Origin of the sequence: Actinoplanes sp. NPDC026619, from assembly GCF_040638295.1 — a bacterium.
GTDB lineage: Bacteria > Actinomycetota > Actinomycetes > Mycobacteriales > Micromonosporaceae > Actinoplanes.
Window position 1 is genome coordinate 35,604 of sequence record NZ_JBEZYA010000019.1, and the last position, 21,410, is coordinate 57,013.

General features: G+C 69.5%; 22 protein-coding genes, 1 tRNA gene and 1 riboswitch. Of the genes, 12 read left to right on the top strand and 11 right to left on the bottom strand.

All coding sequences use genetic code 11. The annotated features are described in order from the left end of the window. Positions 1-14 precede the first annotated feature (14 nt). Positions 15-2,393 (bottom strand): ribonucleoside-diphosphate reductase subunit alpha, encoded by a 2,379-nt coding sequence (locus AB0E90_RS34065; protein WP_360415178.1) that lies wholly within the window; start codon positions 2,391-2,393, stop codon positions 15-17. A 105-nt stretch (positions 2,394-2,498) separates the two neighbouring features. After that, a riboswitch (cobalamin riboswitch) is annotated at positions 2,499-2,701 on the bottom strand. 131 nt (positions 2,702-2,832) lie between these two features. Between AB0E90_RS34065 and AB0E90_RS34070 the strand changes: the two genes are divergently transcribed. Further along, the gene (locus AB0E90_RS34070; protein WP_360415180.1) at positions 2,833-4,581 is read left to right on the top strand and encodes a hypothetical protein; all 1,749 of its coding nucleotides are present in this window, start codon (positions 2,833-2,835) and stop codon (positions 4,579-4,581) included. A 2-nt stretch (positions 4,582-4,583) separates the two neighbouring features. Here AB0E90_RS34070 and AB0E90_RS34075 read toward each other — a convergent pair whose 3' ends face one another. Beyond that, on the bottom strand, positions 4,584-5,141 hold the full coding sequence (locus AB0E90_RS34075) for a TetR family transcriptional regulator (RefSeq protein WP_360415182.1): 558 nt from the start codon (positions 5,139-5,141) through the stop codon (positions 4,584-4,586). Positions 5,142-5,226: 85 nt separating this feature from the next. Here AB0E90_RS34075 and AB0E90_RS34080 point away from each other — a divergent pair, with 85 nt between their 5' ends. Further along, positions 5,227-5,928, top strand: coding sequence for an SDR family NAD(P)-dependent oxidoreductase (locus AB0E90_RS34080; protein ID WP_360415184.1), 702 nt, complete (start codon positions 5,227-5,229; stop codon positions 5,926-5,928). Positions 5,929-5,930: 2 nt separating this feature from the next. On the opposite strand, the gene AB0E90_RS34085 is transcribed toward AB0E90_RS34080, so the two are convergent. After that, on the bottom strand, positions 5,931-6,350 hold the full coding sequence (locus tag AB0E90_RS34085) for a DUF2569 family protein (RefSeq protein WP_360415186.1): 420 nt from the start codon (positions 6,348-6,350) through the stop codon (positions 5,931-5,933). Between the two features lie 178 nt (positions 6,351-6,528). Between AB0E90_RS34085 and AB0E90_RS34090 the strand changes: the two genes are divergently transcribed. The 3 genes from AB0E90_RS34090 to AB0E90_RS34100 all read left to right on the top strand — a co-directional run bounded on the left by AB0E90_RS34090 (position 6,529) and on the right by AB0E90_RS34100 (position 7,477). Further along, on the top strand, positions 6,529-6,888 hold the full coding sequence (locus AB0E90_RS34090) for a hypothetical protein (RefSeq protein WP_360415188.1): 360 nt from the start codon (positions 6,529-6,531) through the stop codon (positions 6,886-6,888). Between the two features lie 123 nt (positions 6,889-7,011). Further along, positions 7,012-7,296, top strand: coding sequence for a hypothetical protein (locus AB0E90_RS34095; protein ID WP_360415190.1), 285 nt, complete (start codon positions 7,012-7,014; stop codon positions 7,294-7,296). Between the two features lie 53 nt (positions 7,297-7,349). Then, positions 7,350-7,477, top strand: a tRNA-OTHER gene (locus tag AB0E90_RS34100). Between the two features lie 34 nt (positions 7,478-7,511). On the opposite strand, the gene AB0E90_RS34105 is transcribed toward AB0E90_RS34100, so the two are convergent. Both AB0E90_RS34105 and AB0E90_RS34110 read right to left on the bottom strand, forming a co-directional pair. Then, positions 7,512-7,901, bottom strand: coding sequence for a hypothetical protein (locus AB0E90_RS34105; RefSeq protein WP_360415192.1), 390 nt, complete (start codon positions 7,899-7,901; stop codon positions 7,512-7,514). A gap of 42 nt (positions 7,902-7,943) precedes the next feature. Further along, on the bottom strand, positions 7,944-9,056 hold the full coding sequence (locus AB0E90_RS34110; protein WP_360415194.1) for a hypothetical protein: 1,113 nt from the start codon (positions 9,054-9,056) through the stop codon (positions 7,944-7,946). Between the two features lie 74 nt (positions 9,057-9,130). Here AB0E90_RS34110 and AB0E90_RS34115 point away from each other — a divergent pair, with 74 nt between their 5' ends. The 3 genes from AB0E90_RS34115 to AB0E90_RS34125 are packed head-to-tail and all read left to right on the top strand — an operon-like array spanning position 9,131 to position 12,345. Further along, positions 9,131-10,189 carry a ribonuclease E inhibitor RraB gene (locus tag AB0E90_RS34115; RefSeq protein WP_360415196.1) on the top strand — a complete coding sequence of 353 codons (1,059 nt, stop codon included), beginning with the start codon at positions 9,131-9,133 and terminating at the stop codon, positions 10,187-10,189. Positions 10,190-10,226: 37 nt separating this feature from the next. After that, the gene (locus AB0E90_RS34120; protein ID WP_360415198.1) at positions 10,227-10,955 is read left to right on the top strand and encodes a nucleotidyltransferase domain-containing protein; all 729 of its coding nucleotides are present in this window, start codon (positions 10,227-10,229) and stop codon (positions 10,953-10,955) included. 13 nt (positions 10,956-10,968) lie between these two features. Continuing rightward, positions 10,969-12,345, top strand: coding sequence for a DNA polymerase IV (locus tag AB0E90_RS34125; protein ID WP_360415200.1), 1,377 nt, complete (start codon positions 10,969-10,971; stop codon positions 12,343-12,345). A 15-nt stretch (positions 12,346-12,360) separates the two neighbouring features. Here the strand turns inward: AB0E90_RS34125 and AB0E90_RS34130 are convergent, their stop codons facing one another. Further along, positions 12,361-13,077: a type II CAAX endopeptidase family protein gene (locus AB0E90_RS34130; RefSeq protein WP_360415202.1), complete on the bottom strand. Its 717-nt coding sequence runs from the start codon at positions 13,075-13,077 to the stop codon at positions 12,361-12,363. Further along, positions 13,074-13,982, bottom strand: coding sequence for an NAD(P)H-binding protein (locus tag AB0E90_RS34135; RefSeq protein ID WP_360415204.1), 909 nt, complete (start codon positions 13,980-13,982; stop codon positions 13,074-13,076). The genes AB0E90_RS34130 and AB0E90_RS34135 overlap by 4 nt, the downstream gene beginning before the upstream one ends. A gap of 85 nt (positions 13,983-14,067) precedes the next feature. Between AB0E90_RS34135 and AB0E90_RS34140 the strand changes: the two genes are divergently transcribed. Both AB0E90_RS34140 and AB0E90_RS34145 read left to right on the top strand, forming a co-directional pair. Beyond that, positions 14,068-14,535 carry a hypothetical protein gene (locus AB0E90_RS34140; protein WP_360415206.1) on the top strand — a complete coding sequence of 156 codons (468 nt, stop codon included), beginning with the start codon at positions 14,068-14,070 and terminating at the stop codon, positions 14,533-14,535. Then, a complete protein-coding gene (locus AB0E90_RS34145; protein ID WP_360415208.1) occupies positions 14,532-15,824 on the top strand; it encodes a cytochrome P450 in 1,293 nt (430 codons plus the stop codon). The genes AB0E90_RS34140 and AB0E90_RS34145 overlap by 4 nt, the downstream gene beginning before the upstream one ends. On the opposite strand, the gene AB0E90_RS34150 is transcribed toward AB0E90_RS34145, so the two are convergent. Beyond that, entirely contained in the window at positions 15,799-16,989 is a 1,191-nt protein-coding gene (locus AB0E90_RS34150; RefSeq protein ID WP_360415210.1) for an EAL domain-containing protein, read from the bottom strand. The two genes, AB0E90_RS34145 and AB0E90_RS34150, sit on opposite strands and share 26 nt — an antisense overlap. Before the next feature lie 117 nt (positions 16,990-17,106). Here AB0E90_RS34150 and AB0E90_RS34155 point away from each other — a divergent pair, with 117 nt between their 5' ends. Then, positions 17,107-17,994, top strand: a complete 888-nt coding sequence (locus AB0E90_RS34155; protein WP_360415212.1) for an aldo/keto reductase — start codon at positions 17,107-17,109, stop codon at positions 17,992-17,994. Here the strand turns inward: AB0E90_RS34155 and AB0E90_RS34160 are convergent. The 3 genes from AB0E90_RS34160 to AB0E90_RS34170 form a co-directional block, all read right to left on the bottom strand. Then, entirely contained in the window at positions 17,978-18,505 is a 528-nt protein-coding gene (locus tag AB0E90_RS34160; RefSeq protein ID WP_360415214.1) for a hypothetical protein, read from the bottom strand. The genes AB0E90_RS34155 and AB0E90_RS34160 overlap by 17 nt on opposite strands. A 99-nt stretch (positions 18,506-18,604) precedes the next feature. Further along, positions 18,605-19,912, bottom strand: a complete 1,308-nt coding sequence (locus AB0E90_RS34165) for a ricin-type beta-trefoil lectin domain protein (RefSeq protein ID WP_360415216.1) — start codon at positions 19,910-19,912, stop codon at positions 18,605-18,607. Between the two features lie 118 nt (positions 19,913-20,030). Then, positions 20,031-20,915, bottom strand: coding sequence for an alpha/beta hydrolase (locus AB0E90_RS34170; RefSeq protein WP_360415218.1), 885 nt, complete (start codon positions 20,913-20,915; stop codon positions 20,031-20,033). 123 nt (positions 20,916-21,038) lie between these two features. On the opposite strand from AB0E90_RS34170, the gene AB0E90_RS34175 reads away from it, so the two are divergent. Next, positions 21,039-21,410 carry a hypothetical protein gene (locus tag AB0E90_RS34175; protein ID WP_360415220.1) on the top strand — a complete coding sequence of 124 codons (372 nt, stop codon included), beginning with the start codon at positions 21,039-21,041 and terminating at the stop codon, positions 21,408-21,410.

Consider the following 21,410-nt stretch of genomic DNA (forward strand, 5'->3'; position numbering starts at 1 on the left):
GGCGGGAAGAGTGGTCACTGGCAGGCCTCGCAGCTCTCGGGGTTTTCCAGGGAACAGGCCAGGGCTTCCTCGTCGGAGACCACCGGGAGGGTCGCCACCGAGACAGGCGTGACCGCCACCGTGGCCTGCTGAATGCGCGTCGCAGGCCGCGAGCGCAGGTAATACGTGGTCTTCAGGCCGGCCTTCCAGGCGTACAGGTACATCGAGGAGACCTTGCCGATGGTCGGCGCGCTCATGAACAGGTTCAGCGACTGCGACTGGTCGATGTACGGCGCTCGGGCGGCGGCCAGGTCGATCAGCGCCTTCTGCGGCAGCTCCCACGCGGTGCGGAAGATCTCGCGCACGTCGGCGGGCAGGCCGGCGATGCCCTGCACGGAACCCTCGGCCCGCTTGATCTGCTCACGGATCGCCGCGGTCCAGAGGCCGCGAGCCTTCAGTTCGCGTACCAGATAGTTGTTGATCTGAAGGAACTCGCCGGACATCGTCTCGCGCTTGAACAGGTTGGACACCTGCGGCTCGATGCACTCGTAGCAACCGGCGATGGAAGCGATGGTGGCGGTCGGGGCAATGGCGATCATCAACGAGTTGCGCAGGCCATGCTCGGCGATGCGAGCTTTGAGAGCCGCCCAGCGCCCGGTCTGCTCCGCGGTGGCGCCCCAGAGGTCGTGGTGCAGGTCACCCCGGGCCGCGCGGGTCTCCGAGTAGGCCGGATGCGGCCCGAACCGCGACGCCAGCTCCACGCTGGATTCCAGGGCGGTAAGGAAAATTTCTTCCTGTACGCGGGTGGAAAGCTCCTTCGCCGCCGCGGAGTCGAACGGCAGCCCCAGTGCGAAGAACGCGTCCTGCAGGCCCATCAGCCCGAGCCCGACCGGCCGCCACCGCGGGTTCGAGGTGGCCGCCTGCGTCGACGGGTAGTAGTTGATGTCGATCACCCGGTCCAGGAAGACCACCGCGGTGCGGACCGTCGCGCGCAGCTTGTCCCAGTCGACGCCGCCCTCGGTCAGGTGCGCACCGAGGTTGATCGAGCCGAGGTTGCACACGGCGGTCTCGTCGTCGCTGTTGACCTCGAGGATCTCGGTGCACAGGTTCGACAGGTGAATGGTGTTGCCGGGCTCGCCGGTCTGGTTGGACAGCCGGTTCGACGGATCCTTGAACGTCATCCAGCCGTTGCCGGTCTGGGCCAGGGTGCGCATCATCCGCCCGTACAACTCCCGGGCCTTGACGGTTTTGACCGCCTTCTTTTCCGCTTGGCGATAAGCCTCGTCGAACGCCTCGCCGTAGAGATCGGGCAGCTCCGGGGCGTCGGACGGGTCGATCAGCGACCAGTCGCCGTCGGCCTCGACCCGGCGCATGAACTCGTCCGGGATCCAGTTCGCCAGATTCAGATTATGAGTACGCCGGGAATCCTCGCCGGTGTTGTCGCGCAGCTCCAGGAACTCCTCGACGTCCGGGTGCCACGGCTCCAGGTAGACGCAGGCCGCGCCCTTGCGCCGGCCGCCCTGATTGACCGCCGCCACGCCCGCGTCGAGGGTCTTCAGGAACGGGACGATGCCGTTGGACTTGCCGTTCGTGCCGCGGATCAGCGCGCCCCGGCCGCGGATCCGCGACCACGAAATGCCGATCCCGCCGGAGAATTTCGAAAGTTTGGCGACCTGGTGGTAGCGCTCGTAGATCGAGTCGAGCTCGTCCCTGGGGGAGTCGACCAGGAAGCAGGAGGACATCTGGGTGTGCCGGGTGCCGGCGTTGAACAGGGTGGGTGAGCTGGGCAGATAGGCCAGCGACGACATCAGGCGGTAGAAGCCGATCGCCTCGGCCGGCGTCTCCGACAGGCCGCACGCGACCCGCAGCAGCCAGTACTGCGGCGTCTCCACGACCAGCCGGCTGACCGGGTGCCGCAGCAGGTAACGGTCGGCGACGGTGCGCAGCCCGAAGTACTCGAACCGCAGGTTCTGGTCCTCGTCGACGGCGTCGTCGAGCTTGCGCGCGTTACGCCGGACGAAAGCGGCCGTCGCATCGCCGATGAGCCCGTTCTCATGGCCGTAGCGGATCGACTGGCTGAACGACGCGATCTCCTGAAGACGAACTTCTTTCTCGACGTACGCGGCCAGCAGTCGCGCCGCCAGCTTGGAGTACTGCGGCTCCTCGCCGATCAGCTCCGCCGACGTCTGAATGGACAGTTTGTCCAGCTCAGCCGTGGTCGCTCCGTCGTAGAGCCCGCTGATCGTCTTGGTCGCCACCCGCAGCGGGTCGACCTCGTCGAGATCGCCGACCCAGCGCTCGACCGCCTTCACGATCTTGTTGACGTCGACCGATTCCAGATCGCCGTTGCGCTTGCGCACCTGCATCACGTGCCGCCGCTGTTCCGGCACGGTGGTTTCCTGCGTCGTCGTCATTCCCGTCCCCTCGTCACGCCGGACGCGCAGGAGGACGCCGCCGGGCAGGCTCAGCCCGGCTGATGGCGTCGGCCGTCCCACGCGGCCTTCGACCGCCGCACACCGGTCGGCGTGCGGCGCGCTGGCAGGTCTTCGGACTCGTGGGCGCTCGTTCTTGCCTACCGGCCGTCGCTTCCCAGGCCGGGGCCCAGTGCTGATGACGGCTTTCGTTCCCACTTACCGCTGCGGGGCAGTCCCGAATTCACACCGGGTTCCCTGTTGCCTCGACTACCGTGGACGGTGGCCGAACCAGCTGCGGCGATCACTATATATGGGCAAGGGAAGGAAAGAGCAACACCACATGATGTGTACGGCGTGTCGCTCGCCGGCCTGACATCGAGGTGCTTCTATAAAGATGCGAGTGACGTGTTAGCGTCACTCGTTTTGCCGGGATCTCAACGTGCGGGGGAACGCGTTGTCCGATGTCGCCAAGAAACCCTCGGTCAAGGGCCGGGAGCTGACCGCCGCCGCCGTCGGGTCGGTGCTGCTCGCGATCGCCATGATCTGGCTGATCCCGCCGTACGCCAAGGATCTGGTCTACGGGGGTGTCAAACCGGCGACCATCGGCGACCCGGTGCACACCATCGTCGGCGACGGCGGCGACACGACCGCGCAGGCCTGGCTGGTCGCCTGGGACGGGCACGCGCTGCTGCACAACCTGCGCGGCTTCTGGGACACCAACGCGTTCTACCCCAACACGTACGGCCTGGCGCTCAACGACAGCCTCTTCGGGTACGTCCCCGCCGGGCTGATCGGGCACGGCGTCGACGCCGCCGTCCTGCGCTACAACATCCTGTTCGTGCTGGCCTTCGCGCTGGCCTTCCTCGGCGGTTACGCCCTCGTGCGCCAGCTCGGCGCCAACCGGGTGGCCGGCGCGGTGGCCGGCGCCGCCCTCGCCTACGCGCCCTGGCGGTACGGCCACGTCGGCCACCTGAACATCCTGTCCACCGGCGGCATCACCCTCGCGTTCGCGATGCTCGCCCGTGGCCACGGGTGGTCGCTGACCCGCGGCTACCTGCGCGACCGAGTCCGGCCGGGCTGGGCGGTCGCCGGCTGGCTGGTCGCGGCTTGGCAGGTCAGCCTCGGTTTCGGCATCGGGCTCGGCTTCGTCTACATGCTCGCCGCCGCCTGCCTGACCGCCACGATCGCCTGGCTGATCACCGGCCGCCCGGCCCTCGGCCGCACACTGGTCCTCGGCGACCTGGCCGGCGGCCTGTTCTTCGCCGCGGTCACCGGCTATTTCGCGTACGCCTACCAGCAGGTCCGCGAGCTGTTCCCGAACGTGTCCCGCTCCTGGGACTACGTCGCCGCGTTCTCCCCGACCCCGCGCAGCCTGATCGTCGCCCCGCTGTTCTCGCTGCCCCTCGGCTGGCTGCACAACGACGCCCGGGCCGCGCTGGGCAACGCCGACAACGAGAAGGTGATGCTCTGCGGCTTCGTGCTCTACTTCCTTGCCTTCGGCGGCCTGTTCCTGTCGGTCTGGTCACTGCGGCAGCGCCTGTTCCTGTTCGTCGGCACGCTGGCCGGGATCCTGTGCGCGCTCGGCACCAACGGCCCGCTCTACCGCTTGATCTACCTCTACGTGCCCGGCTTCGACGGCAGCCGCACCCCCGGCCGGCTGATCCTCTGGCCGACCATCCTGCTGGCGATCCTGGCGGCCGGCTTCGTCACCGCGCTGGCCCAGGCGGCCTGCCGAGCCACCCTGCCGGAGTGGTCGTCGATCGCCGCCCGCGTGGTCACGGTCCCACTGCTGCTGTTGGTGCTGGCCGAGGGCATGCCCGACCTGGCCCACGTGAAGCTCCCGCCCGAACCGGCCGCGCTGGCCCAGGCGCCGGCGCCACTGATCGTGCTGCCCACCGACGACGGCATCGACAGCAACATCATGCTGTGGTCGACCGACGGCTTCCCGACCATGGTCAACGGCGTAGCCAGCTACAACCCGCCGGAACGCCAGGCAGTGCGCGACGTGATGCAGAGCTTCCCGAGCCAGGCAAGCCTGGCCACCCTGCGCCAGTACGGCATCCGCAGCGTCATCGTGGTCCGCGACAAGGCAACCGGAACACCGTACGAGCCCGCGCTCGGCGTCCAGTCCATGCCCGGCCTGACCCGAACCGAAATAGGCCCCGACGTCCTGTTCACCGTCAGCTGAGCTCAGCGCCCGCGAAGACTGTCGATGAAGAAGCGGGTGCGGCGGTCGTAGTCCACGCGCGAGTGCGTCGGTACGGCGCGAAGGGCTAGTCCGTTGGCGACGTCGGCGTAGTAGAGGTCGCCGACAGTGAAATCCGGGCGGAGGACCCCGGCCTCGTGGCCGCGCCGGAGGAGCCTCTCGGTCATGTCGGTAGCCGCGTCGGCGAGTGCGACCAGTTGCGCGGAGTTCGGGTAGAGCATCAGCAGCGCGTCGGTGAAGGCGGGTTCGCGGTACTGCAGATCGCGCCGGTCGCTGACGTAGGCGGCGATGGCCTCCCACGGGTCGTCGACTCGCTGCGCCCTGTCCATGATCGCGTGCATCTCGGCCGCGACCAGCTCGCCGATCACGGCATCGATGAGTCCTTCCCGGCCGCCGAATCGGTTGTAGATGGTGGCCTTGCTGACCCCGGCCGCCGCGGCGATCTCCTCCAGCGGCGTGCTCAGTCCGCGTCCTCGGAATGCCGCGATGGCGGCGGAGCGGATCTGGGTGACGTTTCGGGCGGCATCAGCTCGCAGGTGCACGGCCTTCACGATAGCAACTTGACGGCAGAGTTAAGTTGACCCTACGGTAAGTTTATTCGTCTGCCGTACTCGAGGAGCCATCACCGTGTCCAGATCCATCGCCGTGCTCGGGGCCGGTCCGGGCCTGGGTCAAGCCGTCGCCCGCCGTTACGCACACGAGGGCTGGGCCGTCGCCCTCGTGGGCCGTCGCCCGGAGCCGCTCGACCAACTCGCCAAGCAACTGACCAGCGACGGGGCAGAAGCGCACGCGATCGTCGCCGACCTGGCCGACACCGGCGCCCTCCCGGAACTGGCCGCCCGCATCCGCACCGCGGTCGGCGAACCCGACGCTCTCTACTACGGCGCCGCGGCCAACGGGTTCGTTCCGGTGCTCGATCTGACACCCCAGCGCGTGCAGGACCTCATGCCCCTCGGGGTGTACGCCTTGATGGACCTGGTGCGCGAATTCCTGCCCGCCATGATCGCCCGCGGTGACGGCGCGATCCTCAGCGCCCAGGGTGCGAGCGCCCTGCAGGGCAACCCGAGCATCGGTGGCGGCCTCGTCCTGGCCGCGCAGCGCAACTTCCTCCAGGCCTTGCACGCCGCGGTCGCCGGCGACGGGGTTTACGTCGGCGCGCTCTACATCGGCGCGGCGATCGAGAACACGCCGTTCCACACCCAGATGCAGGCGGCCAAGGCAGCCGGCGCCCCCGTCCCCGAAATCCCCTCGGTCGCCCCCAGCCGCTTGGCCGAACTGCTCTGGACCATGCACAACGCCACCCGCCAGCCGGAAACCAGCTACCCCTAAGACTATCGTCGAAGAGTTTGGCTGACTCGCTTGGAGATGAGAACGTAAAGAACTATAAAAATGCTCGGAATCGTATCGATGGCGACACCCAGCGCTGACTTCATGTGAAAGGCGTGCCATCCGATCAGCAAGGCCACCGACAGAGCACTGTAAACGACGCTGTGCGCGATAGCGGATCGCCTTCTCCGGAGAATGAGCACGAACAGGAGAACGGCGTACAGGATCAGTAGCGTATTGGTGATTACGTAGAAGAGCAGCGCCGGTAAAGGTACGAATGACTCCAGCCCGGCCAGTGACGGATCGGCGCTGATGATGAGCGATGCAATGGTCAGCTCCAGCCCGTGCGCTGCCAGACCGGCCAACACGATGAGGTAGACGATGAGCCAGCCGCGGATCGGCGGTCGCCCGGTCTCCGGCTCCATCGAGACTCGGCCTCCGGTCCGATGCATGCCTGCCCCCGTACACTGTGGATTCCGGCGACTCCATCCTTTGACCTGCCGACCGAGCCGTCCATGGTGCTATCACCCCTCTGGGCAGTGGTGCTGACCCCACCGGTGTCGACCGTTTCCGCGACGGCCGGCGTCCGGCATCATGGCCGGCATGGACGTCGAGGAACTGGTCGCACGCCATCCGCGGGTCTTTCACACGATGTCGGCGACAGCGTGGCCCTCGGTGCAACGGCACGGACTGCTCTCGACGCGGCAACTGATCGAACTGTTCGGCCTCGACGCCACCCAGAAGAACCAACCGATGCGAGGGCATCGATCCTGGCTGCCGATCGCCGACTACCCCTACGACGAGTACCGCCGCCGACATGGCCGCGACGGCGCCCTGGTGGAAGTAACCGTGCTGGAGGCCGTCCCCGACATCCTCGACCTGACCGGCCGGATCGAAGGCGCCGTCGAGGGAGCCCGACCCGCCAGGCGTCGCGGGGACTTCGTCGCGCGGCCCTGCCGGTGACGGCCGCCGCACGCAGGTCGCCTCGTCCGGCCAGATCAGCGGCGGCACAGCCTCGAAGTCATCGTGCAGGCCCACCTCCGCGCACCTGCGGGAGCAGCCGTGCAGCCGGCACAACTTCAGCGCATGACGTCGAACAAGCCCCCAATTCCGCCGCCGCGCGTGGTCGCGGCGGAACTCGTCTTTCTCTGGCGAATAGTTACGTGCTTTCGTGCGATCACGCATGGCAGCAGTCACCGGCCGGGTGAAAAACTGAAGCTGCTGGTATCGCATGTATACATTTTCCCGCGCCCGGCGTACCGTCCGCTAATTTACGATCATGCCAATCTCGGAAACCCCTCCAGTGCCGAAACAGAAATTGCCCGACCAATCAAAACAATTGCCTGCCGGGTGAGACAAAATGGCCGTTGAGTTTGCTTGAAAACTCAGGTGCCCGACACGGAGGAAGGCGGCATACTGCGATCGGACCGGTGGTAGAGCCGGGTTATTGCAGCGCTCCGAGTCGAAAGCCGGGCACACCCGGACGACTTGACGGCGCGTGGGGCCACCGGTGTGCCGCGCCCCACCAGGGGTTCAAATCCCCTCCGGTCCGCGCCGGCCGGTGGGGCTGGTTCTGGAGGCTAGACTCAGCGCATCAGCCGGACGCCGGCATCCGAGTTTCCGGAACTGCCGAAGGTCGGATGCCTGGCCTTGGTAGCTGCCAGGATCTGGGCGTGGAGGACGAGGGGATACCTGCGGCCGAGGCGGTCGAGGCCCTGCAAGTGTGGCTGCTCACCGAGGATGCGTATGCCCGCGACGGCGTACCGGATGAGGTCCTGAATTTTATGCAGGATCACGTTCACCGGTTGCTGGGGCCGCACGCGATCCAGGTGGCCGGCGACTTCCTGCGCCGGCACGCCGAGGCCGGCGGCGATCTTGCCGCCCTGGCCCGTGACCGTTCCGCGGTGCTCGATCTGCTCGCGTTGATCGAGGGGAATCGGCGCCCGAGCTTCGAGTACGAGTGGCGCGCGTTCCACCCGACGACGACCGCCCGCCTCTCAGTCTCTGACCAGGGGACATCAGACATCACGACGCTGAGGCTTCCTGGCATCGGGTGGCTGCTGCAGTGGCGCAGCGATGGCTTCTGGCGCGACCTCAACGACGGGCAACACCAGGACGAGGCCGACGGCGTACGCGTGCCGGACCTGGATGAATGGGTGCGCTGGACCGGGCTGTCCCAGCCGCAGGCCCGCGGCGGTGAATGGCGCGGCATTCCGTCCTGGTGGCTTGTCTACGGAGAACTTCCCGGCAGCGCTGCCCCCACCGTCGAACTCACCGACGGGACGCGGCCGCCGGTGCTGACACTGGGGCAGGTGTGGGCCTGCGAATGGCACGCCGTGGCCCAGCCGGTGACGGTGCGCGTGGAAGGCGAACAGTTCCACCTTCCGTTCCCCGAGCCGTTCTACCGACGCGCTACGAATCCGGCACTCGCACCTGAGCGACAGCGCCCGGAGCCAGGCGGATGGCTCCGCAGATGACGCCCGTTCGCCGGCCTGCAGGCTGGTTATCTCCAGCTGAGGTTTGTCGCCGATGCCGACCGGCCAGTACCGGGAACGGTCGGCGGCGACGAACGCGAAGTCGTGCGGCGCGGCGTCGACCGGGCCGCGCACCCCGACCGCCTCGACGTCGACGAGCAGCCAGACGCTGTCGGCCTCGTCGGGTTGCGGGTCGGCATGGGGCGCCTGCAGTACGGAGTGGACAGTGTACCGAATCGCGAAGTCGTAGCCGTACTGCGCGAACGGCCGTACGGTCAGTGGCTGACCGATTGCTGCGACGATCAGTTCCGTACCGTCCAGGTCCATGGTTTCCGGCTGATCGACGGTTGGCTCCACGTCGTGGAAGTACAACGGCGGCACCGTCTCGTCGGCGCCCGGCGATCGGGTGGCCGGAACGCTGACCGCCAGGTAGACCGGCTGAGTCAGGGTGTCCTCGGTGAGGCGGATGCCGGTGACGTGGTGGGCGAGGGCCAGGGCCCGCCCGGCCGCCTGCTCGTCGAAGACCCATCGCGGGTCGCCCGGGTCCGGTTCCTCCTCGCTCAGATCCGGCACGTCCTTGACGAACGTCAGGCAGGATCCCACCGCCAAGCCCAGGTCGGTCATCTGGAACCAGGCATAGTCTTCCGCGCTCGACACATCACCCATTCTGAAGTCCGGCCGCGCGTTTCATCCAGCAAATCAGAAGTGGTACGTCGTGAGATCGTCAGGGGATGACCGGTGTCGCCCTTCAGTTCCATGCCACCAATTCCGAGGTCGTTGCGATGGCGACGGAGTGGGTGCGTGAGTTCTCCCTGCATGCCGGCCTGGGCACGTACTTCGCCGAACAGGCCGTCGCGGTGCAGAACGGCGACTTCGGCAAAGCGTTGGCGATTGTGCCCGCGCCGGACTTCCTCATCCTCGGGACGCAACCGCTCCTGCTGCCGAAGGGCGCGGACCTCTACCGGCTCAAAGGCATGAACCACGACTATTTCGTCGTACAACTCGGTCAGCGGAGCGACACCGACCTGCGGGAGACCTTCATGGCCGGGGTCGGCAGCGACCCGCAAACCATCAAACTCTGGCGGCGGCTGGTCGGGCGCGCCCGCCGCTCGATGCATTCCGGCGCAGTGGTTATCAACCCCGTCATGGGTCGGCTTGGCCGCCTGCCGAGTCATCGGTTCACCGACGGTGCACTGCGGCTGCAGGAATCGGGCGTCAGCATGCGCCCCTTCGCGGGAGGCAATCTCTATCGGCTCACCACTGGTCCGGTGCCGCATCCGTTGCCGGACCAAGACATGATCGCGCTGGCCGTGATCGGCCACGCGGTCGATCAGTGGATCCAAGCCGAGCTGATCCCGGCCGAGCTGATCGAGGAACTCAAGGAACACCTGGCTCGGGCCAACGTCGTTCAGCGCGGCGACACCTTCGGCGACATGACCACATCGATCTTCGACATCACACGTCGCCTGCACGACGCGTTCGCCGGCTACACCGGCCCGTTCACCTCGTCACGGCCGGAGGCAAAACATTGCCTGCACTTCTTCAGCGAAGAACAGGCGATCGCCGCCGAAGCCGCGCTGGCCGACCGCGCGATCACTGGCAATGTCGAACAACAGTTCCGGCAATCGGACGAATACGACTCACCCCGTCGTCGGGTGTGGTGCCTTTACGTCACGCTCCCCGGCACGGCGCCCGACCCCGCACACAAAGAAAACGAGAAAGAGCTGATCAACCTCGCACACCAACACGACGGCGCGTACGCCGGATGGCAGCGACCAGTGGCCCGCTGACTCAGCCGATCCATCCGGCATCTGGTATCTCTGGGCGGTGGACATCCTCGGTCAGGTCCTCGCGCGCGCAACCGCGGATCCCGGCGTCCGGGGCGTGATCTTGACCGGTTCGAGGGCGCGTGGCACCGAGACCATCCGGTCCGACTACGACGTGACCATCGTGGTTGCGGAGCAGGCACAGCCCAGCCGGCACAGCACGCGCACCGGCGAGCTGGACGAGGTGGTCTGCACCGTGGCGGCGCTCGCCGACACCTCTGTGCATTGGCCGCGGTACGGCTATCGCGGTGCGAAGGTGCTGCTGGACCGGCTGGACGGTGGCATCGCCGAGCTGGTCCGCCGGCAGGCGACGTTCTCGGCCGAGGAAGCGGCTCGGCACGCGCGCGCCGGCCTGGACGCGTACGTGAACCAGCTCTACCGCTGCGTCAAGAGCCGCCGGGACGGCTTTGCCGATGCCGCGCTCCTCGATGAGGCGGAAAGCCTTCCCTGGCTGCTGGAAACCGTATTCGCCCTGCACGGGAGGATTCGTCCGTACAACAAATACCTGCGGTGGGAGTTGGAGACCTTCCCTCTCCCTGACCGCTGGAACACAGCGCTGATGCCGGACCGTCTCCGGATGGCTGCGCTGTCCCTTTTCCCTGCGGTGGAGACCCTGGCCCGGCACCACGGCCATGCCGACGTGCTCGAAGGCTGGGGAAGCGATATCGGGCTCATCCACGCGTACGCCGGCGCAATCTGTCATACCCCTGGCGGACACTGGAGTCCGTGAACGGTGGGAAGCGGTGAGGGCGGAGGCGAGCATCGCCCACGTCGACCTCGACGCGATGTTCGCCGCGGTCGAGCAGCGCGACAAGGTGTCGCTGCGAGGCCGGCCGGTCATCGTCGGCGCGGTGGCCGGCCGGGGTGTCGTCGCGACCGCGTCGTATGAGGCGCGGGCCTACGGGGCACGCTCGGCGATGCCGACCGCGGAGGCCCGGCGGCGCTGCCCGCCCGGCACCGCCTTCCTCGCGCCCCGGTTCGCGGCCTACCGCAAGACCAGCGAGGTCGTGATGGCGCTGCTCGCGCAGGTGTCGCCGCTGGTGGAGCAGGTCTCCATCGACGAGGCGTACCTCGATCTGGCCGCCGCCGGCCGGCACGACCTGTCCGTGCCTGGGGTCACCGGGCTCGCCGAGCAGATCAGGAAGACCATCGCGGCGGCGACCGGCGGGGTCACCGCGTCGGTCGGGGTGGGCACGTCCAAACTCGTCGCGAAGATCGGGTCGGACCTTCACAAGCCGGACGGCCTGACGATCTGCGCGCCCGGGCAGGAGCGGGCGCTCCTTGATCCGCTGCCGGTGACCCGGCTGCCCGGTGTCGGCCCGGCCACCGCGGAGCGGCTGCGCCGCTCGGGCCTGCACACCGTCGCCGACCTCGCCCGGGTCGGGCTGCCGGATCTGATCGACTGGTTCGGTCAGGCGCACGGCGCCGGCCTGTTCCGGCTCGCCCGCGCCGACGACGGCCGGCCGATCGTCGGCGAGCGCGAGGCGAAATCCGTGTCGGCGGAGGAGACCTTCGACGTCGACCTCACCGACCGGGCCCGGCTCAACAACGAGCTCGACCTGCTCGCGACCCGGGTCGGCGAGCGGCTGCGCGCCGGTGGCCTGTCGGCCCGCACGATCACCATCAAGGTCCGCCACCACGACTTCACCACGATCACGCGTTCGGCGACCCGGGCCCAGCCCACCGACGACCCCCGGCTGGTCGCGCAGTTCGCCCGGCGCCTGCTGGCCGAGGTCGACACCTCGGTCGGCATCCGGCTGCTGGGCGTCGGGGCGACCACGCTCGCCGACTTCGTCCAGGAAGACCTGTTCGGCGCCTCGATCGACGACGATCCGGTCACCCCGCCGGCGGCCACCACACCGGCCGTCGCGCCGGCGCCGGCCGAGCCCGCGTCGATGGTGTGGCGGCCCGGCCAGGATCTGCGTCACGACCACCACGGCGCGGGCTGGGTCTGGGGCAGCGGCCACGGGCGGGTGACGGTCCGCTTCGAGGGTCCGGCCACCCCACCCGGCCCGGTCCGCACCTTCGCGGTCGACGACCCGGCCCTGCACCAGGCCGATCCACCCGACTGGCCCGGCCCGGCCGGCCACGCGTTGTCGCAGCAGCAGGTTCTGCGGTGACGGGCTGGCACCGCATCACTGGCGGATCAGGGCGGGCAACGCGAACAGCATCGTCGTCGACCAGGTGATGTGGGTCAGGATCGGGGCGAGGATGCCGCCGGAGGCGCGCCGTTGCAGGGCCAGCACCAGGCCGAGCAGGAACGCGGCGAAGACCAGCATGAGGTTGCCGGTCGCGACGGTTGCCGCGGCGTAGATCGTGGTGGAGATGAGTACGGCGTGCCGGCGGCCGATCGCCGCGAACAGGGCGCCGCGGAAGAAGACCTCCTCGGCCACGCCGTTGAGCAGGGTGACCACGACGATCGGCACTATCGCGCCGTACCGGGCGTGGGCCAGCACGCTGTTGACGAGCTCACGCAGCGGCGGCAGCTCACGGACGACGAGCGAGCCGGCCACGAAGATGGCGCCCAGCACGAGCCCGGTGACGATCGGCGTGACGATCGGGCGCCGCAACCGCTCGCGGAACGGGATCCGGCCCAGGTGCAAGGGCCCGGACAGCAGCGCCCCGCCGACCCAGGTGAGCGCGACCAGCCCGGTGAGCAGGTAGAAGACGTCGTCGCCCGGGCGAACCGAGAGGGAGATCCCGAGCAGCACGGCGCCGGCCACCAGGGTGATCGCGACGACGATGCGGCGCTTGCGGAACTCCCGGTCGGTCTGGTGGTGGTCGCGTTCCACCTGGTCGATCAGGGACGGCCCGACGGCCCGCCGGGCGCGTGCCAGCCAGGCCGGAGTCACCGTGCCGCCTGGGCCTGCCGGGTGGCCTGCTCGCGGTCGGCCAGGGCGAGCCGCACCGCGTCGTCGTAGCCGATCGGCGTTCCGGGAACGAGCCGGGTGATGGCGTCGTCCCGCACGACGACCTCGGTGTTCATCGAGTCGACCAGGTTGCGGGCGGTCGCCGCGTCGACGTCGGTGACGAATCGCAGCCACGCCGAGGACAATCTTGGGGTCAGCAGCGGGACCGTGAGGTTCGGCAGCCGGGTGCCACGGATCTTGGCCACGCGCTGCAGCATGTCGATGTATCGCAGCACCTCCGGGCCGCCGATCTCGTAGGTGCGGCCGCGGGCCTCGATCGGCTCCAGCACCCCGGTGAGGTAACGGACGGCGTCCGGCAGGGCGATCGGCTGGGTGCGGGTGCGTACCCACCGCGGCGTCACCATCGCCGGCAGGCGCTCGGCGAGTTGCCGGGTCATCTCCCAGGAGATGCCGCCGTGGCCGATGACCACCGCGGCGCGCAGCACGGTGACCGGCACCGGACCGGACTCGAGGAGCTCCTCGACCTCACGGCGGGAACGCAGGTGCGGCGAAAGCTGACCGTCGCCGAGACCACCGAGGTAGATGATCCGTTCGACCTGGGCGGCGCCCGCCGCCTCGGCGAAGTTGCGGGCGGCGGCCGCGTCGCGCTGCTCGAAGTCGTTCGCCCCCAGCGAGTGGATCAGGTAGTAGGCCACGTCGACCCCGGCGAACGCCGGCGCGAGGCTGTCCGGATCGGACACATCCGCCTCGATCGGCTCGCCCGCGCCGTGGTAATCCCGGGCCCGCCGGGTCATCGCCCGCACCCGGTGACCCTCCTCGGCCAGGCGCGCTGCCACATGGGAGCCGATGAAGCCGGACGCGCCACTCACCAGAACCGTCTTGGTCACCCCGTCCTAGTACCCTCTTTCGAGAGGGCTACCGGGCGAGCGTGAACGTCACACCGGCCGTCCTCGTCACCCGGGGAGCGTGTTCGTGACCGTGCCTGATCCGGCGACGCTGCGGGAGACCTTGCCGGGACAGTGGCGGGTGCTGGCCACGACGTTCCCGATGTGGCTCTCCGGCAAAAGGCAGCAACCCACGTTTTCGTACGAGGTGATCCCCGCCCCGTCCCTGACCTTGCGTGACGTGGTCAGCTACCGGACCAGGTCGGGCGCCACCCGGCGGATCGCCGGCGTCGACCGCCTGGACGACGAGACCGGCGTGTTCACCTGGCGGGGCCGCGGCCTCCTCAAAGCCCTGAGCAGCCGATGGCGGGTGACACACCTCAGCGACGACCGCGACCTGATCGTGCTCACGTTCGAGAAATCCCTGGTCACCCCGGCCGGCACGGACGTCATCGGCCGCGGCCCGGGGGAGCGCCCGGATGCCCGCGACCGCGTCCCGCCCCACCCGAACCTGACCTGGCTCGGTTGGCTCGCGTCGTCCAGAATGGAGCGATGAAGCCGCCCGGAGCGCCCGGCCTTCCGGTTCTCGGCAACGCCCTGCGGATGATGGGTGATGTCCAGCAGTTCCTGGTGGACACGCATCGGCAGATGGGTCCGATCTTCCGGGTTCGCGCGCTGAACCAGGCGTTCGTGATCATGGCGGGCGAGCGGGCCAACCGGTTCCTGCTCGAGCGCGGTGACGAGGTGTTCTCCAGCGAGGAGAGCTTCGGCGGGCTCAACCGCGAGTTCGGCATGCGGGTGCACGTGCTGCGCGGCCGGCCGCACCGGCACCTGCGCAAGGTGCTGGCGACCGGGCTGTCGCGCGAGCTGCTGGCCGCCCGCTGGGACGACGTGGTCGCCGAGACCGAGCGGGCGCTGGGGGAGTGGCCGGGGCAGCCGGCGCTGCCCGTGGTCGACCGGTGTCAGCGGCTGGCTGCCGCCCAGTTGTCGGTCGCCTTCACCGGGGCCAGTTCGGCGGCTCGGTTCGACACCCTGCGGTCGGCGTTCGAGCTGGTCCTCGACGTGACCATCGCCGGCAAATGGCCGCCGGTGGCGCTGAAGCGGCCGGCCTACCGCCGCGCCCGCGCCGAGATCCACGAGTTCGCCCGTGCCGCTCTGGCCGAGCGCGCCGCACAGCCCCGCGGCGAGACGCCCGACCTGCTCGACCGGGCGCTCGAGGCCACCGACGAAAACGGCAAGATCTATCCGCTTGAGGTACGGGCGGGGATGGCGCTCCAAGGCTACTTCGCCGGCATCAACACGGTCGCCTACCTGTACAGCTTCATGCTGTACGCGCTGCTCGCGCACCCCGATGTGCTGGAGCGGGTGACCGCCGAGGTGGACCGCGCCTACGCCGGCGGCAAGCTCGATTTCGCCGGGCTGCGCGACCTGCCCGCGTTGCACGGCCTGGTGCTGGAGACGCTTCGGGTCTATCCGCCGGCACCCGGCTCCGCCCGTACGGCAATCGCCGATTTTGACTTTGAAGGGTTTCGGGTCGAGCGCGGACAACGGGTGCTGGTGGCCACGTCGGTGCCGCACCAGCTCGCCGAGCATTTCCCGGACCCGGAGCGGTTCGACATCGACCGGGACTTCGTGGCCGGGCGGCGCGCCTCGGTCTACGCGCCGTTCTCGGTCGGCAGCCACACGTGTCTCGGCGCCGGCATGACCGAGGTCCTCGCCGTCGCGACGATGGCGATGCTGGTCCGCGGGCTGACCTTCACGATGCCGGACCGGCCGCTGCGGATCACCGCGACGCCCGGGCCCAACCCGGGGAAGCGGTTCACCGTGGCAGCAGCGCGCCGGTGAGGACGTACTCGTCGCGCAGGTCCGCCGCGGTCGTCGCGCGGTCGAAGTGCCAGCCCTGGCCGAGGTCGACGCCCAGGCCGGGCAGGGTGGTCGCGTCGGCCGCGGTCTCGATGCCCTCGGCGACGACCTTGGCGCCGACCGCGCCGGCCAGCTCGACCAGCGCGTGCACCGCCACCGCCAGCACGGCATCCGCGGCGACGCCGTCGACGATGCTCCGGTCGAGCTTGATCACGTCGGGGGAGGTGGCCACGATGTGCCGCAGCGAGGAGAAACCGGCGCCGACGTCGTCGATCGCGAGGCGCATCCCGCCCGCCCGCAGCGGCGCCAGCACCGCCCGCAACCGGTCGTAGTCGTCGACCCGGTCGTGCTCGGAGAGCTCCAGCACGATCCGGTCGAGCGGTAGCCCGGCCAGGAACTCCTGACCGGCCCGGGTGTAGAGGGTGGCCTGCGAGATGTTCATGGCGATGTAGCCGGAGACCTCCGGGAGATAGGCGGCGGCCTGGCGCAGGGCCGCGATCTCCAGGTTCTCCCGCTCGCCGATCCACTCCGCGTCGGCGAAGCACTCGTCCGGCGCCTGGTCCCACTCCTGCGGGAATCGGCTGAGCGCCTCGGACCCGACCCGGCGGCCGCTGGCCAGATCGACGATCGGCTGCAGCAGGACGACCGGGCCGCCGCGCTGCAGCAGCGGGCGCAGCCGGCTCTCGATCGCGGCGTTGCGCCGTTGCTGCCGGATGTCCGGTTCGATGACCAGGGCGGCGGCGCGGGCGAGGACCTGCATGAGCGCCAGGTCACGGTCGTTGAGCCGCGGGTCGGCGGCGGTGCCGGCGCCGCAGAAGGTGCCGTAGACGCTGCCGTCGCTGAGCTGCACCGGCACCGAGATGAAGCTGCGGAGCCCCATTTCGGCCCCGGGCAGCGCCATCGCGATCGGGAACTGGGTGACATCCGACATCACCGGCGGCAGCGTGCCGTCGAGGATCGCCTGGCAGAACGAGGTCTCCTGGGGGTACGTCGTGCCGTCGGGCAGGTGCAGCTCGGTCTCGACCACTTCCAGGTGCTGGACCGTCCCGTCCAGCCGGCTCAGGAACGCCAGGCCCACCCCCAGTGACTGCCGGGCGGTCCGCAGCAGGTCCGCGACCTGCTGCGCCGTCTCGCTGCGCTCCGGCATCAAGGCTCCTCGGTTGCTACGGGTTACGGCTCGCCTACCATCGGCTCCCGTGACCGTCAGTTGAGAGGTAACGCTGGTACCTCTCATGCGGCCGGCGCGCCGCCTAGCGTCGACGGCATGACCCAGGAACTCATCCTCAACAACGGCGTCGGGATGCCCGCGCTCGGTCTCGGCGTCTTCCAGAGCCCGCCCGAGGAGACCGCGGCCGCGGTCGAGACCGCGCTGAACGTCGGCTACCGGCACATCGACACGGCCGCTGCCTACGGCAACGAGCGGCAGGTCGGCGAGGGCATCAAGCGCTCCGGCCTGGACCGGGGCGACATCTTCATCGAGACCAAGGTGTGGGTCAGCGATTACGGGTACGACGAGACCCTGCACGCCTTCGACAAGGCCACCCGCAAGCTCGGCGTCGACCGGCTCGACCTGCTGATCCTGCACCAGCCGGCTCCCGACCGGTTCGACCGCACCGTCGCCGCCTATCAGGCCCTCGAGAAGCTCCTCGCCGACGGCCGGGTGCGCGCGATCGGCGTCAGCAACTTCATGCGGCACCACCTCACCGACCTGCTCGACCGCACCGAGATCGTGCCGGCGGTCAACCAGATCGAGCTGCACCCGTACTTCAGCCAGCCCGATGTGCGCAAGGCCGACGACGAGCACGGCATCCTGACCCAGGCCTGGTCGCCGATCGGCGGCATCACGTTCTATCCCGGCTGGGGCGAGGAGCGCCGCAACGTCCTGCAGGACCCGGTCGTCGGCGCCGTCGCCGCCACGGTCGGCCGGACCCCGGCCCAGGTGATGCTGCGCTGGCAGCTGCAGCACGGCCGCTCGGCCATCCCGAAGTCGACCAACCCGGCCCGCATCGCCGAGAACTTCGCGGTCTTCGACTTCGACCTCACCGCCGAGCAACTGGCGAGCATCGACGCGCTGGACACCGGCGTGCGCAACGGGCCCGACCCGGACGTGCCGCGCCCGGCGATGTTCGACCGGGTCATCCCGGAAGACTGAACTTCGTCTCGCCGCTGTCCAGGCGGCCGGTCCACGCACCGGGCTCGCCCTCGACCTGGTAGCTCGCCGTCGCGCGGTAGTGCCCGGCGGCGAGCGGCCGGCCGGCGTTGATCGGCCGGGCGGCCCAGTCGGCGAGGTCGATGACGTGTGTCAGCGACCCGCCCGGCTCGAGCTCCTCCCGCACCTTCGCGGAGCGGTCCCGGTCGTCGATGAACTGCAGCTGGTGCGGCCGGTCCGCGCCGCCGGCGAGGGTGACGGTGAACCAGTCGAGGTGGTCCCGGCCGCCGGTCGCGATGTAGCTGAGCACCGTGAGCGGTTTGTCCCCCACGTTCGCCAGCGAGACCTCCAGTGATCCGCCGGCCGCCGCCAGACCGAGCCGCAGGCCGCCGTCCGGGTCGCCCCACGCGATCTCGCTCATCCGGTTGCTGCCGAGCCGCGGCGGCACGGGGGTGCGGACCGGCGGACTGTCGCCGATCTCCCGCTCGGGCTCCCTGCGCACGCGTTCCGGCATCACCGCCAATCTCCCACCGTTGGGTGGGCCTGTACAGGCGATGTCGGCTTTCCTGCACCTGCGGGTGGGCCCCGGCCGGCGGCCGGAGCCCACCCGGGGTCACGTCAGAGCGAACCTCTGCGCGGCGGAGCCGTTGCAGTCCCAGATCTGCAGACGCGTGCCGTTGCCGGTCGCGCCGTTCGGCGAGTCGATGCACCGCCCGGTGGTCGGGTTGGACATCGAGCCGTTGGAGTTGGCCACCCAGTTCTGGTAGCCGCCGCCGTTGCAGTTGGCCAGCTGGAGCTTGGTGCCGGCCGCGTTGGCGCCGCCCGCGATGTCCAGGCACTTGCCGAGGGTCTGCAGGGTCTGGCCGCTCCGGGTCCAGTGCTGGTCCTTGGCGCCCGACTGGCAGTCCCACAGCTGGACCGCGGTGCCGTCGCCGCCGGTGTCGTCACCGGACACGTCCACGCACTTGTTGCCCGGGCCGATGATCGTCTGCCCGGTCGTGGTGGAGCCGCCGGCGCCCTTGTTGTAGACCGCCACCGAGTCGATGACGAGCTTGCCGCCGGAGACCGTGGCGGCATTGGGGCCGCCGCCGAACGCGTCCGGGAAGCCACCGCCGATCGCCAGGTCGTAGATGATGTAGAACGGGTGGTCGACGGCGTCGGCCCAGGTCGTCGCGTCGACCTGGTTCGCGTTGATCGTGTAGTAGTTGTTGCCGTCGAGGTAGAACCGGATCTGCTCCGGCGACTTCGAGCGGTCGATCTCCACCGCGTAGTTGTGGAAGCCGGTCTGGCAGCCGCCGCAGGCCCGCTCACCGGAGGTGATGCCGGTGGACTCGTTGCAGGGCCCGCCCGGGTTGACGCCGCAGTGCAGGGCGCCGAAGACCGAGCTGCGGCCGTTGATGTCCTCCATGATGTCGATCTCGCCGGACTTCGGCCAGGTGACCCCGGACCGCAGCGGCGCGCCGAGCATCCAGAACGCCGGCCAGTAGCCCGCGCCGTTCGCGGTGGTGACGTTGGGCTGCTGAAGGATCGATTCCATGCGTACGACGCCGCCCGCGGCCGCGCCGAACGTGGCCGCCTGCGTCTCCACGCGCCCGGACGTCCACCCGGCGCGCGGGTCGGAACCGGAGTGGTTCGCCTGCAGCACCAGGTGACCCTGGCCGTCGTAGTAGACGTTCGACGTGCTGTTGGTCATCGTCTCGATCTCGCCGGTGCCGAAGCTGCTGCCCGGCCCGGTGTCGTACTTCCACAGGCTCTGGTTGATGCCGGTTCCGGAACTGCCGTTGAAGTCGTCGCTCCAGGTGAGCGTGAAGCCGGCCGGGGTCGGGGGCACCGCAGCTTCGGCGTTCAGCGTCACGACGCCGGCGATGGCCAGCGGGACGAGGACAACGGGAACCAGGAAGAGCGCTCTCTTCCACCGCATTTTGGACCTCCGGGGAATATGGGGGTCTCCCATGATTCGCAGTGGTCCGACGTTTAACAAGGTTGCCGGTAGCGCCCTGCCCCTTGAGCGCCCGGCCCTGCCCCTTTGCGAGCAGCTCTCACCCGGTCAGGGCCCGGGCGAGGAACTCGAGCCCCTCCTCGATGATCGGGCCGAGGCCGGCACCGACGAAGCAGTGGTCGGCGCCGGCCACGATCCACAGCTCCACCGGGGCGCCGGCCTGGATGAGCCGGTCGTAGAGCTCCTGGCTCTGCCCGGCCGGGACCACCCGGTCGTCGTCGCCGTGCACCAGCAGCAACGGCGGGGCACCGGCCGAGACGTAGCTGACCGGGCTGGCGGCGGCCGCTTTCGTCGGCGCCTCCTGCACCGGCGCGCCGATCAGCAGGCTCTCCGGACAGTCCGGCGCGTCGTGGTCCTGGATGCCCTGCGGATGGTTCTGCCCGGCCATGGTGAGCAGGTCGCTCGGCCCGTACCAGGTCACGCCCGCGCTGACCGCGTCCGAGACGCCGACGATGCCCTCGTCGCCGGCCAGCTCGGGATCGTCGCCGGTCAGCGCGATCAGGCTGGACAGGTGGCCGCCCGCGGACTCGCCCCACACCGCGAACCGGGTGTCGTCCAGGCCCAGCTCCGCGGCGTGGTGTCGCAGCCAGCGCACCGCCGCCTTGACGTCGTGCAGCTGAGCCGGGAACGTCGCCTCGGCACTGAGCCGGTAGGTGACCCGGGCCAGCGCGTACCCGGCCTCGAGGATCCGCTCGCCGATCCGCCCGTACGCCAGCTCGGGTCCTTCGCGTTTGTTGGTGCCGAAGAGCCAGGCGCCGCCGTGCACCCAGATGACGAGGGGGACCGGGGTCTGCGCGCCGGCCGGCCGGAACAGGTCGAGGCCCAGCGGCCGGTAGCCCGCCGGCTCGGCGACGACGGCGTCCCGCCAGCAGACGCGGTCGGACTCGGTGACCGGCTTCGGCGGCGGAAAACGTAACGGGGTCATGGTCCTCATTCTGTGCGCCGGCGGAAAGTCGGTGATGGGGGGTGAAACTTTTCTGGGCCAGGGAGGCGACAGCTGAGGTACGGAGGGTCTTCCGCCCGCCGTGTCGAGCAACGGAGAAGCGCCATGATCACCACAGCCCAGGCGACTGACCGATCCGCCCACCTGCCGGCGGCCCCGGCCGCCGTCTTCGCCCTCCTCGGACTCATCGACATCGGACTGCTGGGGGTCGTGAGCTCCTCGATCGCTCCGCCGCTGGGCGTGAGTATCACCTTCGCGGTGCTCGGGCTCGTCACGCTGGTCGCCCTGGTCCCCGCCCGGCGTGGCAGCCGGCCCGGGCTCATCACCGTCGTCACTGCTCGCGTCGTCTCCGCCATCCTTGCCTGTGGCGCGTTCGTTGCCGGCGCGCCCGCCTGGGTCATGGCCGTCGAAGGCTTCGTCGTCGCCGCGACGATCGTCGCCCTCATCCTGCTGCGCCGACGGCCCCGCGCAGCGTGA

Bases quoted from the DNA above. Each gene is read 5' to 3' on its own strand.
- AB0E90_RS34065 (WP_360415178.1), bottom strand. From the start codon at position 2,393: ATGACGACGACGCAGGAAACCACCGTGCCGGAACAGCGGCGGCACGTG.
- AB0E90_RS34085 (WP_360415186.1), bottom strand. From the start codon at position 6,350: ATGGAGCCGGAGACCGGGCGACCGCCGATCCGCGGCTGGCTCATCGTC.
- AB0E90_RS34090 (WP_360415188.1), top strand. From the start codon at position 6,529: ATGGACGTCGAGGAACTGGTCGCACGCCATCCGCGGGTCTTTCACACG.
- AB0E90_RS34095 (WP_360415190.1), top strand. From the start codon at position 7,012: ATGACGTCGAACAAGCCCCCAATTCCGCCGCCGCGCGTGGTCGCGGCG.
- AB0E90_RS34115 (WP_360415196.1), top strand. From the start codon at position 9,131: ATGACCGGTGTCGCCCTTCAGTTCCATGCCACCAATTCCGAGGTCGTT.
- AB0E90_RS34145 (WP_360415208.1), top strand. From the start codon at position 14,532: ATGAAGCCGCCCGGAGCGCCCGGCCTTCCGGTTCTCGGCAACGCCCTG.
- AB0E90_RS34150 (WP_360415210.1), bottom strand. From the start codon at position 16,989: ATGCCGGAGCGCAGCGAGACGGCGCAGCAGGTCGCGGACCTGCTGCGG.
- AB0E90_RS34155 (WP_360415212.1), top strand. From the start codon at position 17,107: ATGACCCAGGAACTCATCCTCAACAACGGCGTCGGGATGCCCGCGCTC.
- AB0E90_RS34160 (WP_360415214.1), bottom strand. From the start codon at position 18,505: ATGCCGGAACGCGTGCGCAGGGAGCCCGAGCGGGAGATCGGCGACAGT.
- AB0E90_RS34165 (WP_360415216.1), bottom strand. From the start codon at position 19,912: ATGCGGTGGAAGAGAGCGCTCTTCCTGGTTCCCGTTGTCCTCGTCCCG.
- AB0E90_RS34170 (WP_360415218.1), bottom strand. From the start codon at position 20,915: ATGACCCCGTTACGTTTTCCGCCGCCGAAGCCGGTCACCGAGTCCGAC.
- AB0E90_RS34175 (WP_360415220.1), top strand. From the start codon at position 21,039: ATGATCACCACAGCCCAGGCGACTGACCGATCCGCCCACCTGCCGGCG.